We start from the raw sequence: 14,501 nt of genomic DNA on the forward strand, positions 1-14,501 counted from the left end.
GCCTCACGAGGTGACAGTTAAGGCCCATGTTTCCGGGAAACATGGGCCTTAACTGTCACCTCGGCGGGTTGGGGATACAGATGACCATGAGGACCACGACGGCGACCGGACCTGGGGGCAGCTGCGGCCGCCGGGCTCCCCGATCACACGGCACCCCGGCGCCCGGCAACAGGCACACCGCTACCCGATCACACGGCACCCGCAACAGGCACCCGCAGCAACGTCAGATGCAGTGCATCACCTACAATTTTTTTAGGTACCGCGCCCCGGCGGTTGACGCAACTGCCAGCCGCCTTTCCGGATCGAGCTAAACAGCTCAGCAGCGGCACCCGAACCGGCTTTCTGGCCCACGGCAGAAAATGAGGACTTTCAATGCAGAACTTCCCAGGCGTCGGCATCAGCCCCGGCCGCGTCATCGGCACCATCCGCCAGATGCCCAAACCGATCAGCGCACCCCCCGCCGGCGAACAACTGCCGGCCGGCGTCACGGCTGAGGAAGAAACAGCGGCGCTGAAAACCGCCGCGAAGGCCGTCCACGACCAGCTCAAAGCCCGGGCCGGGACGGTCAGCGGCGACGGGAAAGCCGTGCTGGAAGCCACGGCCCTCATGGCCACGGACACCATGCTGCTGAAGAGCGCCGCCAAGCTGATCGCGCGCGGCACCTCCGGCCAGCGCGCCATCTGGGAAGCCGGCGCCTCCGTCTCGGAGATGCTGCACAACCTTGGCGGCTACATGGCCGCGCGTGCCACCGATGTCCTGGACGTCCGCGCCCGGATCGTGGCGGAACTGCGCGGCGTGCCCGCCCCCGGGATCCCCACTTCCGCGACCCCCTTCATCCTCATCGCCGAGGACCTGGCCCCCGCGGACACGGCCACCCTGGACCCGGAGAAGGTCCTGGCCCTCCTCACCGCCGGCGGCGGGCCCCAATCCCACACAGCGATCATTGCCCGCTCGCTGGGCCTACCCGCCGTCGTTGCCGCCACAGGCGTCGACCGGCTCGCGGACGGCACCGAAGTCTACGTGGACGGAGCCGCCGGCCTCATCACGGTGGATCCGGACGAGTCCCAGCGCACCGCCGCCGAGCATTGGGCCGCCACCGCCTCGCTGCTGGCGGACTTTGACGGCACAGGTACGACGGCGGACGGCCACCTTGTCCCGCTCCTCGCCAACGTTGGGGGCGCCAAGGACGCCGTGGCCGCCGCCAGGCTCAACGCCCAGGGCGTGGGGCTGTTCCGGACCGAGTTTTGCTTCCTGGAACGGGACACCGAGCCCACCGTGGATGAACAGGCCGCCGCCTACAAGGGTGTTTTCGACGCCTTCCCCGGCAAGAAAGTGGTTCTGCGGACGCTCGACGCCGGCGCGGACAAGCCGCTGCCGTTCCTGACCGACGCCACCGAGCCCAACCCGGCGCTCGGCGTCCGCGGCTACCGGACCGACTTCACCACGCCCGGCGTCCTGGAACGCCAGCTGCAGGCCATAGCACGGGCCGAACGCGGATCCGCGGCCGACGTCTGGGTGATGGCGCCAATGATTTCGACGGCGGAGGAAGCCGCCCGCTTCGCCACGCTGTGCACGGAGGCGGGGATCAAAACCCCCGGTGTTATGGTGGAGGTCCCCTCCGCTGCGCTCACGGCCGAGGCCATCCTCCGGGAGGTGGCCTTCGCCAGCCTGGGCACCAACGACCTCACCCAGTACGCCATGGCCGCGGACCGCCAGCTCGGCCCGCTCGCGGCGCTGAACACCCCCTGGCAGCCCGCCGTGCTCCGGCTCGTCAGCCTCACGGTCGAAGGCTCCGCCGCGGAGGGCCACAACAAGCCGGTGGGCGTCTGCGGTGAGGCCGCCGCGGACCCGGCCCTCGCCGTCGTCCTCACCGGGCTCGGCGTCTCCACCCTCTCCATGACGGCACGTTCCCTCGCGGCCGTGTCCGCCGTGCTGAAGACGGTCACGCTGGCCGAGGCGCAGGCGCTGGCCCAGCTGGCACTATCCGCGCCAAGCGCCGCCGCGGCGCGGGCCCGGGTGCGGGAGAAGCTGCCGGTCCTGGACGAGCTCGGCCTGTAGCAGCAGGATGTCAGGCCCTGCCCGGGGCGCTAGGATGCCACCATGACACTGATTGCTCCCCGGGTGACGGCCGGACTTCCGGCCGAGGATGCGCAGAAACTCACGTACGCCCTCAGCGGCGGCGACGACATCACGGTGTTTGTGGACGGCACCGTGCACCGGCTTCCGCCGGCGGCGAGGGACGCCGTCGTCGACCTGCTGGGCAGGTTCAGCCGCGGCGAGTCCGTCACCGTCGGCAGCGTCGAGGACATGCTGACCACCTCGAAAGCTGCGGAGCTTGCGGGCATCTCGCACACCTACCTGCGGAACATGACGGACCGGGGCGAAATTCCGGTGGAATACCGCGGCACACACCGCCGCATCCGGCTGGCCCACATCATGGCGTGGATCGAAAGCCAGAAGAAGAGCAGCACAGCCGACGGTGCTCCCGCCGCCGGAAATGACGGAGCGGCGGACGCTTCGTGACCGCGTGATAAGGATCAAGCAACGATCCCGGTTCTGCGCGGAAACGCGGAGAAGGCCGGGGTTACGCTTGGACGGTGGGTAAGTTCAGAGGGTGGCACATCGTGGCCGGCATTGCCGCCATGGTGCTCACGGGCATCCTCGGAACCGTGATGGGGCTGAACAATACGGCCGCTTTTATGTCCAGCTGTGTCGCGTTTGTCGCCGTCGCCATGTGGACGGACAGCCGGATCTCTCTCCGCAGGAAGGAAAAGGCGCGGGAATCGGCGCAGGAGGCAGCGCGTGATGACCCTGCCCGCCCCGCACCGGACCTTCCCTTGGACGTCGAGCGGCTCAATCGCGACGGCCACGGCGGCTAGAGCACTCTAGATCCTTGGCCGGCCGGCCCAGCGCCGCGCCTTGAGCGCCGCATGGAGCTCCAGCCGGGCCATCCCCTTGAGCGGATCCACGCCAATGAGCTGGCGGATCCGGCCCAGCCGGTTGTAGATGCTGCTCCGGTGCAGGTGCAGCTTGTCCGCCACATCCTGGACCGAGCCGTCATTGTCGTAGAACAGCTCCAGCACGGGCAGCAGCTCATGGTTCCGGTCGTGGTCCTCCAGTATCCGGAAGTACACCGAGCCCGCGTCCGCCCAGGCCCCCGCCCCGCCGCCGGCGGAGGCCAGCAGCTGGTAGGGGCCCGTGGCCCGGCAGTCCACGAGTTCGCCCAGCTGGGGATCCACCGCCGCGGCCTGGGCAGCCTGCCGGGACTGCCGGTAGGCATCCGCCATCTCGCGGGGCTTGGCGAATCCCTCGGAAGTCCCGAGAATGATGCGGCGCACGGGGCGTCCGGAGCGCTTGGCCAGTTCCAGCTGGTAGTGCACCAGCACCTGGGCGTGGTCCGCCCGGCCGGTGGACTCCCGGAACAGCACAACGGCGTGGGTTTCGGTGCCGGCGCTGAACAGGGCCGCGTCCACCCCGATGGTGGCCTGCAGCGCGGCGGAACGGTGGATCAGGGTGGAGGCGATCGGGTCCGCCGCTTCTGCCCAGCCGTCGGCATCCAGCACGGTCACAAGCTGCCAGGGCCCGCGGCCCTGCACTTCCTTCCAGCCGGCCACGGCCGCGGAGGCGTTGGACTCGCCCTTGCAGGCGGCCAGGAACTCCTGCTCGCGCCGGCGCCGGAATTCGGACTCTGCGGTATTGGAGTCCAGCAGCAGGGCGGAGAGCTGTTCCATTTCGCGGCCGACCCCGGGCAGCTGGGCGAGGACCGACGTCGCGTTTGGCTCCCCGGCGTCCAGCTGGACCCACAGGTAGCCCACCCGGAAACCGCGCACCAGCAGGGGCACGCAGACGCGGCCCAGCATGCCCAGCTCCTCGTTCGCTGGCACGACGACGGGCCGGACCGCCGTCGCGATCCCGTGCGAGAGCTGCCAGGCACTGACGTCCACGGCCACGCGTTTGCTGAGCAGGAAGTTCACCCGGACCCGGTCGGCGTGGGACTGGTTGGAGCTGTAAGCGAGCAGGAGGCCGTCGAGGTCCTCCAGCGACAGACCGCGGCCAAGCTTCAGCGCCACCTGCTCCACGAGCTGCTCCACCTCCTGCTGCGCCATGCTGCCAGACTACTGCCCGGCGGGGTCCCGCTGCGAAAGCCACGACGCCGCGAGGCCGGCGGACAGCAGGCGACACCTGACGCTTGCCACTTCGACAAATGTCGAGTGCAGGATTTCAGGAACCGCGCCATTCCGCGGAAAGCTGTCCGGACCGGGCGGCGTAGCCTGTCGCCTGCCTCACAACGGGATTTATTCTGGAACTACGACTTCCCCGTAAACACCCAGGCCCGCGAGGCCGCCACCACTGGAGCCCAAAAATGATCATCGGTGTCCCCAAAGAGATCAAGAACAACGAATTCCGCGTCGCCATCACGGCTGCCGGCGTCCACGAGTTCCGCACCCACGGCCACTCGGTCCTGGTGGAGCGCGGCGCGGGCCTCGGCTCGGGCATCACGGACGAGGAATACGCCATCGCCGGCGCCGAGATTGTCGCCGACGCCGACGACGTCTGGGCCCGCGCCGACATGGTCATGAAGGTCAAGGAGCCGGTCAAGGCCGAGTACCACCGTTTCCGCAAGGACCTGATCCTCTTCACCTACCTGCACCTGGCCGCCGAGCCGGAACTGACGCAGCAACTCATCAACACCGGCGTCACCGCCATCGCCTACGAGACCGTCCAGGAAGGCCGCACGCTGCCGCTGCTGGCCCCGATGTCCGAGGTTGCCGGCCGCTTGTCCGTCCAGGTGGGCGCCACCTCGCTGATGGCTCCGGCCGGCGGCAAGGGTGTGCTGCTCGGCGGGGTCCCGGGGGTCCGCCCGGCAAAGGTGGTTGTCCTGGGCGCCGGCGTCGCCGGCACCAACGCCGCCGCCATGGCCCTGGGCCTCGGCGCCGACGTCACCATCCTGGACATCAACATCAACCGCCTGCGCGAACTCGATGCCCAGTACCAGGGCCGCCTGAAGACCGTTGCTTCCAACGCCTACGAGATCGAGAAGTCCGTGGTCGACGCCGACCTCGTGATCGGCTCCGTGCTGATCCCGGGCGCCAAGGCCCCGAAGTTGGTCACCAACGAGCTCGTCTCCCGGATGAAGCCCGGCTCCGTGCTGGTGGACATCGCGGTGGACCAGGGCGGCTGCTTCGAGGACACGCACCCCACCACGCACCAGGAACCGACGTACAAGGTACACAACACCATCTTCTACTGCGTCGCCAACATGCCGGGCGCCGTTCCGAACACCTCCACCTACGCACTGACCAACGTCACCCTGCGTTACGCGGTGTCGCTGGCCAACCTGGGCGTCAAGGCCGCGTTTGACCGCGACGCCGCCCTCGCCGCAGGCCTGAACATCGCCGGTGGCAAGGTGGCGCACCGCTCGGTCTCCGAGGCGCACCACCTGCCTCTCGTCGCCGACTGGCACGAGCTCGTCTCCGCATAAGCAGCACCGCATCGACTGCTCCTTATCCGCCCTTTTGGACCCTCAAAACGGCGGATGGGGAGCAGTCGATTGTTTTTTAAGGCCTTAAGCCAGCGCCCGCGCCCGCTCCATCAGCCGCAGGACCTCCACCGGTCCCGCCGGGTCCACCGGCAGTGGCAGCGCCGAGGCCGCGCCGCCGTCGTTGATCTTGTCCGCCAGGATCCGGTAAAACTCCGGGTACGCGCCGCGCTCGGTGGGCAGCCGGTCCAGGTGCCCGTCCCGGCCCAGCAGCCCGGCCCAATCCGGATCCTCGACGCCGTAGTCAGGGTCCAGCGGGCTGCCGCCGGCCACGATGAAAGGCTCCTGCGGGTCGATGCCGTGCTTGGTGAAGCCGCCACCGCTGCCCAGGAGCCGGAAGCGCGGACCCTGCTGGGCGCAGAGCATGTTCATCCACAGGTGGCTCGTAACCCCGGATTCGTGCCGCAGGGCGAGGAACACGTCGTCGTCGGCCTTCTCCCCCGGCCGCCGTGCCTCCAGTTCCGCGTGCGTGACCGTGGCGGGACCGAACAGCTGCACTGCCTGGTCCAGCAGGTGGGTGCCGAGGTCGAACAGCACCCCGCCGCCGTCGTCCGCCGCTGCGGCTGCCTTCCAGGCCTTGGCGACCGCGGGGGACCAGCGTTCGAAGCGCGATTCGAACCGGGTTATGGTGCCCAGCGCGCCGCTGTCCACCAGGGCGCTAACGGTCAGGAAGTCGCCGTCCCAGCGCCGGTTCTGGAATACGGTGAGGACCCGGCCCAGCCCCGCAGCGAGGCCGATCAGCTTCTCCCCTTCGGCGCTGCGCACCGTGAAGGGCTTGTCGACGACGACGTCGAGTCCGGCTTCCAGCGCCGCTTTCGCGAGCGGATAGTGGGTGGCCGGCGGGGTCCCGAGCACCAGCACGTCCAGGTCGCCGGCGAGGCCGAGGATGTCTGCGGGGGTGTCCACAAGCCGGGCCCCCGGGTAGCGGGCGGACGCCGCGGACTGCCGGCCGGCGTCGGACGTGGAAATGACGTCGAGGGAAAATGCAGGGTTGGCCGCGAGCAGCGGGGCATGGAAGACACTGCCGGAGAGGCCGTACCCGGCGACGGCGGCGCGGATGGGCCGGGTGGAGTCTGCTTGCATGGCTCCACGCTACCCCGGCGGCCGCCGGCCAGATGGCGACGGCCGGCACCCGCCCGGACAATCCAGGGGGCGCCGGCCGTCGCTGCGGGGCCGGGTGACTTAGCGGGGAGTTACTTCTTTTCCCAGCCGAGGGTGGTCCAGTCCGGAACCTGGGACAGGCTCTTGAACAGGGACGGGCCGTAGTTGGCCAGGCCGGTGCGCACGAAGGAGATCTGCGGGCCGTTCATCACAACACCCATGGAGAAGTACTTCGCCATGTGCTTCTTTTCAACGTCCATGGCTGCCTTGTTGCGCTCGGCGTTGTCGGCGATGCTGGAGAGCTTTTTGATGTCGGCGTCCAGTTCGGCGTCGCCCAGTTCGTTCTCGTTCGTCTTGGAATCGTAGAACTGCTTGACAGCGTCGGTGGCGTCCGCGCCCACGGTGTAGCCGGAGACGCTCATAAAGAAGTCGCGGCTGCCAAGAACCTTGCCGAAGTCGGCGGAGGCACGCTGGTCGATCCCGACATCCATGCCGCCGGCCTTGAGCTGGTTCTGCAGGGTCTGCGTGAAGGCCAGGGTGGTGGGGTCGTCACCGAAGTTGCTGATCTTGAAGGCGGCGGGAACGCCGTCCTTCTCCATGATGCCGGCGGCGTTGGCCGTGTAGCCGGCGTCGGCCAGGACCTTCTTGGCGGCCTCGGGGCCGGTTTCCTTGACGGGGTAGTTGTCCTGGTAGTCCTTGGAGAACGGCAGCAGCATCATCGATCCGGAGCTGGGCTCCTCCCAGTTCAGGCCGTTGAAACGGACCTTACGCAGCGCCTCGCGGTCGACGGCGGCGAAAACCGCCTTGCGGATCGCGACGTCGGTCATCGGCGCCTTCTGGGCGTTCAGGTTCAGGCCGCCGGCGAAGAGGCGCTGGCCGCGGCGGACCTCGGAGTTTTTGGTGCCGTCAAGCTGCTTGTAGAGCGCGATGGTGTTGGCGGACACACCATCGATTTCACCGTTCTTGAACGCTGCGATCTGGGCGCTGAGCTCAAGCTGGCGGAAGACCACCTTTTCCAGGACCGGCTTGGCGCCCCACCACTTGTCGTTCGGGGCGAGGGTGACCGTCTTCGCGGCAGCGTCGTACTTGTCCAGCTTGAACGGGCCGGCCATCCACTCCGGGTGCATGTCACCGGTGAAGCCTTCGTTGAAGATCGCCGGGGTGTTCACGGCAGGGTGGACCAGGCCAAAAAACAAGGCGTCCAGCGGGTAAACCGGCTGGGTAGTGGTGACCACAACTTCCTTGGCGCTGGCACCGGCCTTGACCGACTCCACGAACTCGTACGCGCCGGAGGAGACCACATCGATATCCTTGTTTTCACCCTTGAGCATATTCCAGGTGTTTTCGAAGGTCTTGACATCGATGGGGGTTCCGTCGTTGTAGCTGGCCTTCTCGTTCACCTTGATGGTGATGGTCTGCTTGCCGTCCTTGAGCTCACTCTTGACGTCTTCGCAGAAATCCTTGTTCGGCGTAGCTTTCCCGTCGAAGTCAATCTTCCAGCAACCACCCATGCCGCCGCTGTTAACGGCAGCAGGGTTCATGGGCACCATCAGGGCCGAGTTGTCTGCGCTGTTGCCGTTGTTGGAGAAACCGTTGAAGTCCGGTCCGATGTTGCCCAGCGGCAGGGTGACGGTGCCGCCCTGCTGAAGGTCCTTGGCATCCTTGGCGTTGATGCTGACGAGCTTGGCCACATCGCTTCCCGCGTCCTGGCCCTTGCCGGCATCCGGGCCCTTCGCAGCGGTGCCGCCGCCGCAGGCGGTCAGCGTGAGGGCCGCCGCTACGACTGCCGCTCCGCCGATCTTGGTGAGATTCTTCATGTGTTCCCCTTCATTTTTCGTGCGTGGTGTGTTGCGTAAGATTCGGGCTGTCAGCTGGTTTCGTGGACAACGAGCATGTCCGCGTCCAGTTCGCCGTCGGGATAGAAACAGGCAAAGTGCTGGTCTGTGCGGGCCGGCGCGGAAGCGGGAGCCGCCGCCATTTCCAGGCCGGGCTCCAGCGTCAGGCACTTCTCCTGTTTGACGGGGGGAAGGGCGGCAAACACCGGGCAGCGGGTGGCGAAGTTACAGCCCTTGGGTGCTTCGAGCGGCGAGGGCAGATCGCCTTGCAGGATGATGCGTTCACGGGTGCGCTCCAGCTGCGGGTCCGGCACGGGAATGGCCGAAAGCAACGCGCGGGTATAGGGGTGCCGCGGGTTGTCGAAGACGGCGTCGACGGCTCCGATTTCCACGATCTTTCCCAGGTACATCACGGCCACGCGGTTGGAGATGTGGCGCACGACGGACAGGTCGTGGGCCACCATCAGGTAGCTCAGCCCAAGCTCGGCGCGGAGCTGGTCCAGCAGGTTAATAACACCGGCCTGCACGGACACGTCCAGGGCGGACACCGGCTCGTCGAGGACCACCAGCTTGGGGTTCACGGCAAGGGCGCGGGCAATGCCGATGCGCTGGCGCTGGCCGCCGGAGAACTGGTTGGGGAAACGGTTGACGTGGTCCGGCTGCAGGCCAACGAGCTTCATCAGTTCCATGATCCGCTTCCGGATCTCGGGCTTGGCCATCCCCGCGTTTTCCAGCGGCTCGGACAGCACCTCGAAGACGGTGAAGCGGGGGTCCAGCGCGCCGGTGGGGTCCTGGAACACCATCTGGAGTTCCTTGCGCATGGCGCTCTTGGTCCTGGCGTCCGCGGCTTCCTTGTTGCTCAGGCCGCCGATGACCACTTCGCCGTCCTGGTCCTTGTGGAACTCCATGATCTCCAGCAACGTGGTGGTCTTACCGCAGCCGGACTCACCCACGATCGAGAAGCACTCGCCCTCCCGGATGTCGAAGCTGAGCCCGTCCACCGCCTTGACGGTGCCGATCCGGCGCTTGATCAGGGCACCTTTCATCAACGGGAAGTGCTTCTTGACGTCTTTGAGCTCCAGCACGGCCCTGCGCTCCTCACGCGGGATGGCATCGAAGCGTGACACCGGCACAGGCGGAGCCTTGAAGAGCTCATGGACGTCCACCTCGGTGGCGAGCGAATCAGTCTTGATGCAGGCGGCCTTGTGATCCCCGCTGCCCGTGACCGGCCACAGCTCCGGCTCACCCGCCAGGCACGAATCGCTGACCAGCGGGCAGCGCGGCGCGAAGGAGCACCCCGTGGGGGTATGGACCAGGTTCGGCGGGATGCCCTCGATCGGCACCAGCGAGGACTTCTCGGCCACGTCAACGCGCGGCACGGCACCGAGCAGGCCCATCGTGTACGGCATCCGCGGGTTGTAGTAGATGTCATCCACGGTGCCCGTTTCCACCGGTTTGCCGGCATACATCACCATGATGTCGTCGGCCAGCCCCGCCACCACACCGAGGTCATGGGTGATCATCACGACGGCGGCGCCGGTCTCCTCCTGCGCGGTGTGCAGCACCTCGAGGACCTGCGCCTGGATGGTGACGTCGAGCGCCGTGGTCGGCTCATCCGCGATGAGTACGCGCGGGTTGTTGGCGATCGCGATGGCGATCATCACGCGCTGGCGCATGCCGCCGGAGAACTCGTGCGGGAAAGCCTTGAGCCGGTCCTTCGGGCTGGGAATGCCCACCATGCCGAGAAGTTCGACGGCGCGCGCCTCCTTGGCCAGTTTGCTCATGTTCGGGTTGTGGACCGTCAGCGCCTCGATGATCTGGTTGCCCACCGTGTAGACCGGAGTCAGGGAGGAGAGCGGGTCCTGGAACACCATGGCGATGTCGTTTCCGCGGTACCGGCACATGGCCTTGTCGCTGAGGCCCAGCAGTTCGCTGCCCAAGAGCCGGACCGAACCGGTGACCTCCGCCGTCGGGGGCAGCAGGCCCATGATGGCCATGGACGTGACGGATTTGCCTGAGCCGGATTCGCCCACGATGCCGAGGGTCTTGCCGGCCCGGAGATCGAAGTCGATGCCGCGCACGGCGTGCACCACACCGTTTTCGGTGTTGAAGCGGACGTTCAGGTCCCGGACCGAGAGCACGGCGCCCGCCGGGGCATCAACTGCGGCGTGCAGCCCGGCCACGTGCAGGCGCTCAACAGTGGAGCTGCCGGCGGAGAGGCCGGCGGATTCGGTGCCGGCGGTGATTTCTTGGCTCATGGGGTCATCTTCTTTGCGGTCTTCTGCGTTGTGCCCGAATTGGCGCGGCCCGAATTGGCGCGGCCGCTCTTGGCGCGGCCTACAGAACTGGAGCTGGGGTCGAACGCGTCCCGCAGACCGTCATTCATCATGGCTAGCGATCCCGTCAGCAGGAACATGACGGCCAGCGGGACCCAGAACATCCAGGGGAAGGTGGAGACCTGGGAGGTGGCCTGGCCGATCAGCACGCCCAGGCTGACGTCCGGGACCTTGATGCCGATGCCGATGAAGGAGAATGCCACCTCGGCCAGGATCGCGCCGGTAATGCCGCGGGTGATGTCCAGCACCAGAAGCGAGCCGATGTTGGGGACGAGGTGCCGCCAGACGATGCGCCGCGGCGGGATTCCCATGTATTGGGCCGCCTTGACGAAGTCACGCGACATGAGGGACATGGAGAGCGAGCGGATGAGGCGGGCTGTGCCCATCCAGCTGAAGACCAGCAGGACGATGATCAGCAGGAGCCAGCTGGGCAGGGTCTGCTGCAGGCCGTTACCGCCGCCACTTGTGGCCACGGCGACCACCAGCAGGGCCGGCATCATGATCAGGGCTTCAAGGATGAACAGCATGACCTTGTCAACCTTGCCGCCGAAGTAGGCCATGGTGCAGCCGTAGACGGCGGCGATCAGCACCGAGACGAGGCCGACGACGAGGCCGATCAGGATCGAGATCCTAGTGCCCTCCACGGTCAGGGCATAGAGGTCGATGCCGGCCTGGGAGGTACCCAGCAGGTGCTCGGCCGACGGCGGCATACCAATGTTGAAGGGGTCGATTGTCTCCTTGTCCCAGCTGCTGAAGAAGCCGCCCACAAAGGAGAAGAGGGTCAGGGCCAGGAAGATAACCAGGCCCGCGACGGCCGTCCTGTTGCGCAGGAAGCGCCGCAGGATGATTGTGGTCTTGCCGATCACCACATCGCTGTTCTCGAGCTTGGCCTCTTCGGCGACGGCCACCGGATCGATGGCATTCAGGTTGGTCATGGTTACTGCACCCGCACTCTGGGGTCGACAAGCGTGGTGGCGAAGTCCGCGAGGATGGCGCCGATCGCGAAGATCACGGAGCCGTAGGCGAGGGTCGCCGTCGCGGCGTTGACGTCCTGCAGGGCGATCGCGTCGATACTCCAGGAGCCGACGCCGTGCCAGGCGAAGATCTTCTCGGCGAAAAAGCCGCCTGCGAAGATCGCCGGAATGGTGAAGGCGATGCTTTGCGCCACCGGAATGAAGGACACCCGCAGGGCATGCCGGCTGATGGCCTGGTTCCGGGTGAGGCCCTTGGCCCGCGCGGTCCGGACAAAGTCGGCGTTGACGTTGTCCAGAAGGTATTGCCGCTGGGCGATCTGGTAGGCGCCCCAGCCCACGATCGTGATCGCGAAAGTCGGCACCGCGTAGTGCGCCAGCATGTCGACGAACTGCACCCAGCCGTCCCCCTCCAGCCCCGGCGTGGAAATACCGGTGACGAAGAAGATGCGTTCGCCCACCGTCTCGTTGATATTGATGGCACCGAGCTGCACCAGGAAGTAGGCGATCGGCGCAGGCACGATGTATACGAGGTAGCTGTAGGAGGTGATGACCCGGTCCGAGGCTTTGTATTGCCGGGCGGCGGTGTAGACGCCCAGGGCGACGCCGATGATCAGGGTCAGAATGATGGAGGCCAGGAACAGCCGGGTTGAGATCCAGACCCGGTCGCCAAACTCGGCGTTGACGAATGCGCCGTTGGGGCTGCGTCCCCAGTCCCAGCGGGTGAGGATCGCCGTGATCCACTCGACGTAACGCTCCCACGGGCTGAGATCCGGATCCAGGCCCTTGAGCCGGAAGGAGTTGGCCACCTGCTCGGGGGTGGGCCGCGGAATCCGTTCCTGCTCCAGCAGCGCGGGCTTAAGGGTGTTGACGGCCAGAAAATACCCGGCGGTGGTGGTCAGGAAAATCATGAAGACATAGGTGATGGCGCGTTTGGCGAGGTATCGGAGCACGGGACGCCTAAGTCTGGATCGCCGTGGCCTGTGCGGTTCCGGACACCGTCTGGCGGGCCGGATCAGCCCGCCTGCGCGCCGGATTCATGACAAGATTCACAACTCGATCCTTCCGTAGTCCCCCTCACACGCAGGGGGTTGCCGCTGCCGATCGGGGATCAGGGCCAGCGGGTGTCTGGCCGCCCGCAGGCCTTTCGGCGAGTCCGGGTGGACTATGTTGCGGGTCACATTCCAGAGGAAACTATCACATTGACGCTGCCGCCGGATGCCCCCGGGCCCGGCATTCTGAAAGTCAGCTGTCAGATCGTTATGAATAGTTCCGGGATTGTAGCCACCGTGGCCCCGCCGGAAGTCCCGACCCAGCTAGGCGGCGCGCACTACGCACGAGACGAGCTCACACCAGGAAGCTGTGAGGCGCGCCGGAGAAATCCGGTGCACGCGGACGGCGTGCAGGAGGCGTTCGGGTTCAAGCGTGGCGCTCAGCGAGGTGGCCATGAGCCAGGGATCCGCCGTCACGCCGGCGTTTCGCAGCAGCATCTCCAGATGCCGGTGCCAGAGCACCGCTGCGGGGACATCGAACCTGTTGTGCGCCGCCGCGTCGGCAGCCCGGGCCAGCTCCCCGAACTCCAGCACCCAGGCGATGCGTTCCACGCCGCTGGCAATCAACCGCTCCAGCGGCTCGGCGCCGGGACCCATTGGCGGCGGTCCAAACATGAACCGCCCCTGGAATTCGGCCTCGGCGTCGCTGAGCAGGGTCATCATGAGCCCGGCCCGGCTGCCGAACCTCCTGAACACCGTCCCCTTGCCCACGCCCGCGCGCTGGGCCAGCGCGGCCATGGTCAGTCCGTCCGCCCCACATTCCCCGATCAGCTCGCGGGCGGACCGAAGCAGCACCTCGCGGTTCCGGGCGGCATCCCGGCGCTCGGGCTCGGCGCCCGTACGAATTGGAATATAGCTCACTCCGCACAGTGTATGCCCCGGGAAATATAAACGGACCGCAGTCCGTTTAGACCAGTGAAGGCCGACCCGGGCCTCCACGATCCGCCAGCCGCAGGACCGTCCGCGGCGCGACAGCTAGGAGTTCGCATGTCCAGGAACACCATCCTCACCCTCGTCGGCAGCCTCCGCGCCGGTTCCACCAACCTGCAGCTGGCCGAGGCCATCCGGCTGAACGCGCCGGAGCAGGTGGAGGTCATCATCCACGAGAGCCTCGGCAACATCCCGTTCTACAACGAGGACATCGACGTCGAGGGCCAGGTCCCGTCCGCCGCCGCCGCCCTGCGCGCCGCCGCAAACGACGCCGACACCCTGCTCCTGGTGACCCCGGAGCACAACGGCACCGTCCCGGCCGCCCTCAAGAACGCCATCGACTGGCTGTCCCGCCCCTACGGCGCCGGCGCCCTGAACGGCAAGCCGACCGCCGTCGTCGGCACCGCCTTCGGCCAGTTCGGCGGTGTCTGGGCCCAGGATGAGGCCCGCAAGGCTGCGGGCATCGCCGGCGCCCGGGTTATCGAGGACGTCAAGCTGGCCATCCCCGGCTCCCTGGTCCGCTTCGCCGAAGTCCACCCGAAAGACGACGCCGAAGTAGTCGAACAGATCAAGGGCGTCTTCGACGCACTCGCCGGGTTCCGGACGGCCGCCGCCGCGTAGCCGGCTTGATTCCCGCGTCACCATCGACGTCCCCGGCAGCCTTCCCGCTGCCGGGGACGTTGTGTTGTGCCCGGCCGGCCGCGGCGTGACGTGGCGGACCGAGCTTTTGTGAACAA

Annotated in this window: 12 protein-coding genes; 5 read left to right on the forward strand and 7 right to left on the reverse strand. The window is 67.1% G+C overall.

The window, feature by feature from the left end:
• Positions 1-372: 372 nt before the first annotated feature.
• From ptsP to RCH07_RS08940, 3 genes are all read left to right on the forward strand, one after another.
• Positions 373-2,058 carry a phosphoenolpyruvate--protein phosphotransferase gene (gene ptsP, locus RCH07_RS08930; RefSeq protein ID WP_326967111.1) on the forward strand — a complete coding sequence of 562 codons (1,686 nt, stop codon included), beginning with the start codon at positions 373-375 and terminating at the stop codon, positions 2,056-2,058.
• Positions 2,059-2,100: 42 nt separating this feature from the next.
• Positions 2,101-2,523: a helix-turn-helix domain-containing protein gene (locus RCH07_RS08935; RefSeq protein ID WP_326967112.1), complete on the forward strand. Its 423-nt coding sequence runs from the start codon at positions 2,101-2,103 to the stop codon at positions 2,521-2,523.
• A gap of 74 nt (positions 2,524-2,597) precedes the next feature.
• Positions 2,598-2,879, forward strand: a complete 282-nt coding sequence (locus RCH07_RS08940; protein ID WP_326967113.1) for a hypothetical protein — start codon at positions 2,598-2,600, stop codon at positions 2,877-2,879.
• A 6-nt stretch (positions 2,880-2,885) separates the two neighbouring features.
• Here RCH07_RS08940 and RCH07_RS08945 read toward each other — a convergent pair whose 3' ends face one another.
• Positions 2,886-4,106, reverse strand: a complete 1,221-nt coding sequence (locus RCH07_RS08945; protein WP_326967114.1) for a PucR family transcriptional regulator — start codon at positions 4,104-4,106, stop codon at positions 2,886-2,888.
• Positions 4,107-4,363: 257 nt separating this feature from the next.
• Between RCH07_RS08945 and ald the strand changes: the two genes are divergently transcribed.
• On the forward strand, positions 4,364-5,482 hold the full coding sequence (gene ald / locus RCH07_RS08950) for an alanine dehydrogenase (RefSeq protein ID WP_326967115.1): 1,119 nt from the start codon (positions 4,364-4,366) through the stop codon (positions 5,480-5,482).
• Between the two features lie 84 nt (positions 5,483-5,566).
• On the opposite strand, the gene RCH07_RS08955 is transcribed toward ald, so the two are convergent.
• The 6 genes from RCH07_RS08955 to RCH07_RS08980 all read right to left on the reverse strand — a co-directional run bounded on the left by RCH07_RS08955 (position 5,567) and on the right by RCH07_RS08980 (position 13,695).
• Complete coding sequence (locus RCH07_RS08955) at positions 5,567-6,622, reverse strand: Gfo/Idh/MocA family protein (protein WP_326967116.1); 1,056 nt, start codon at positions 6,620-6,622, stop codon at positions 5,567-5,569.
• Positions 6,623-6,732: 110 nt separating this feature from the next.
• On the reverse strand, positions 6,733-8,457 hold the full coding sequence (locus tag RCH07_RS08960) for an ABC transporter family substrate-binding protein (protein ID WP_326967117.1): 1,725 nt from the start codon (positions 8,455-8,457) through the stop codon (positions 6,733-6,735).
• A gap of 50 nt (positions 8,458-8,507) precedes the next feature.
• Positions 8,508-10,733, reverse strand: a complete 2,226-nt coding sequence (locus tag RCH07_RS08965) for an ABC transporter ATP-binding protein (protein ID WP_326967118.1) — start codon at positions 10,731-10,733, stop codon at positions 8,508-8,510.
• Positions 10,730-11,746: an ABC transporter permease gene (locus tag RCH07_RS08970; RefSeq protein ID WP_326967119.1), complete on the reverse strand. Its 1,017-nt coding sequence runs from the start codon at positions 11,744-11,746 to the stop codon at positions 10,730-10,732. The genes RCH07_RS08965 and RCH07_RS08970 overlap by 4 nt, the downstream gene beginning before the upstream one ends.
• Positions 11,747-11,748: 2 nt before the next feature.
• Positions 11,749-12,735: an ABC transporter permease gene (locus RCH07_RS08975; RefSeq protein WP_326967120.1), complete on the reverse strand. Its 987-nt coding sequence runs from the start codon at positions 12,733-12,735 to the stop codon at positions 11,749-11,751.
• Positions 12,736-13,098: 363 nt separating this feature from the next.
• Positions 13,099-13,695 (reverse strand): TetR/AcrR family transcriptional regulator, encoded by a 597-nt coding sequence (locus RCH07_RS08980; RefSeq protein WP_326967121.1) that lies wholly within the window; start codon positions 13,693-13,695, stop codon positions 13,099-13,101.
• A gap of 126 nt (positions 13,696-13,821) precedes the next feature.
• Between RCH07_RS08980 and RCH07_RS08985 the strand changes: the two genes are divergently transcribed.
• A complete protein-coding gene (locus tag RCH07_RS08985; protein WP_326967122.1) occupies positions 13,822-14,385 on the forward strand; it encodes an NAD(P)H-dependent oxidoreductase in 564 nt (187 codons plus the stop codon).
• Positions 14,386-14,501 lie beyond the last annotated feature (116 nt).

Origin of the sequence: Arthrobacter sp. CG_A4 (assembly GCF_035985125.1) — a bacterium.
In the GTDB taxonomy this organism is placed as follows: Bacteria; Actinomycetota; Actinomycetes; order Actinomycetales; family Micrococcaceae; genus Arthrobacter.

Bases quoted from the DNA above. Each gene is read 5' to 3' on its own strand.
- RCH07_RS08965 (WP_326967118.1), bottom strand. From the start codon at position 10,733: ATGAGCCAAGAAATCACCGCCGGCACCGAATCCGCCGGCCTCTCCGCC.
- ptsP (WP_326967111.1), top strand. From the start codon at position 373: ATGCAGAACTTCCCAGGCGTCGGCATCAGCCCCGGCCGCGTCATCGGC.
- RCH07_RS08945 (WP_326967114.1), bottom strand. From the start codon at position 4,106: ATGGCGCAGCAGGAGGTGGAGCAGCTCGTGGAGCAGGTGGCGCTGAAG.
- RCH07_RS08935 (WP_326967112.1), top strand. From the start codon at position 2,101: ATGACACTGATTGCTCCCCGGGTGACGGCCGGACTTCCGGCCGAGGAT.
- RCH07_RS08970 (WP_326967119.1), bottom strand. From the start codon at position 11,746: ATGACCAACCTGAATGCCATCGATCCGGTGGCCGTCGCCGAAGAGGCC.
- RCH07_RS08985 (WP_326967122.1), top strand. From the start codon at position 13,822: ATGTCCAGGAACACCATCCTCACCCTCGTCGGCAGCCTCCGCGCCGGT.
- RCH07_RS08955 (WP_326967116.1), bottom strand. From the start codon at position 6,622: ATGCAAGCAGACTCCACCCGGCCCATCCGCGCCGCCGTCGCCGGGTAC.
- ald (WP_326967115.1), top strand. From the start codon at position 4,364: ATGATCATCGGTGTCCCCAAAGAGATCAAGAACAACGAATTCCGCGTC.
- RCH07_RS08960 (WP_326967117.1), bottom strand. From the start codon at position 8,457: ATGAAGAATCTCACCAAGATCGGCGGAGCGGCAGTCGTAGCGGCGGCC.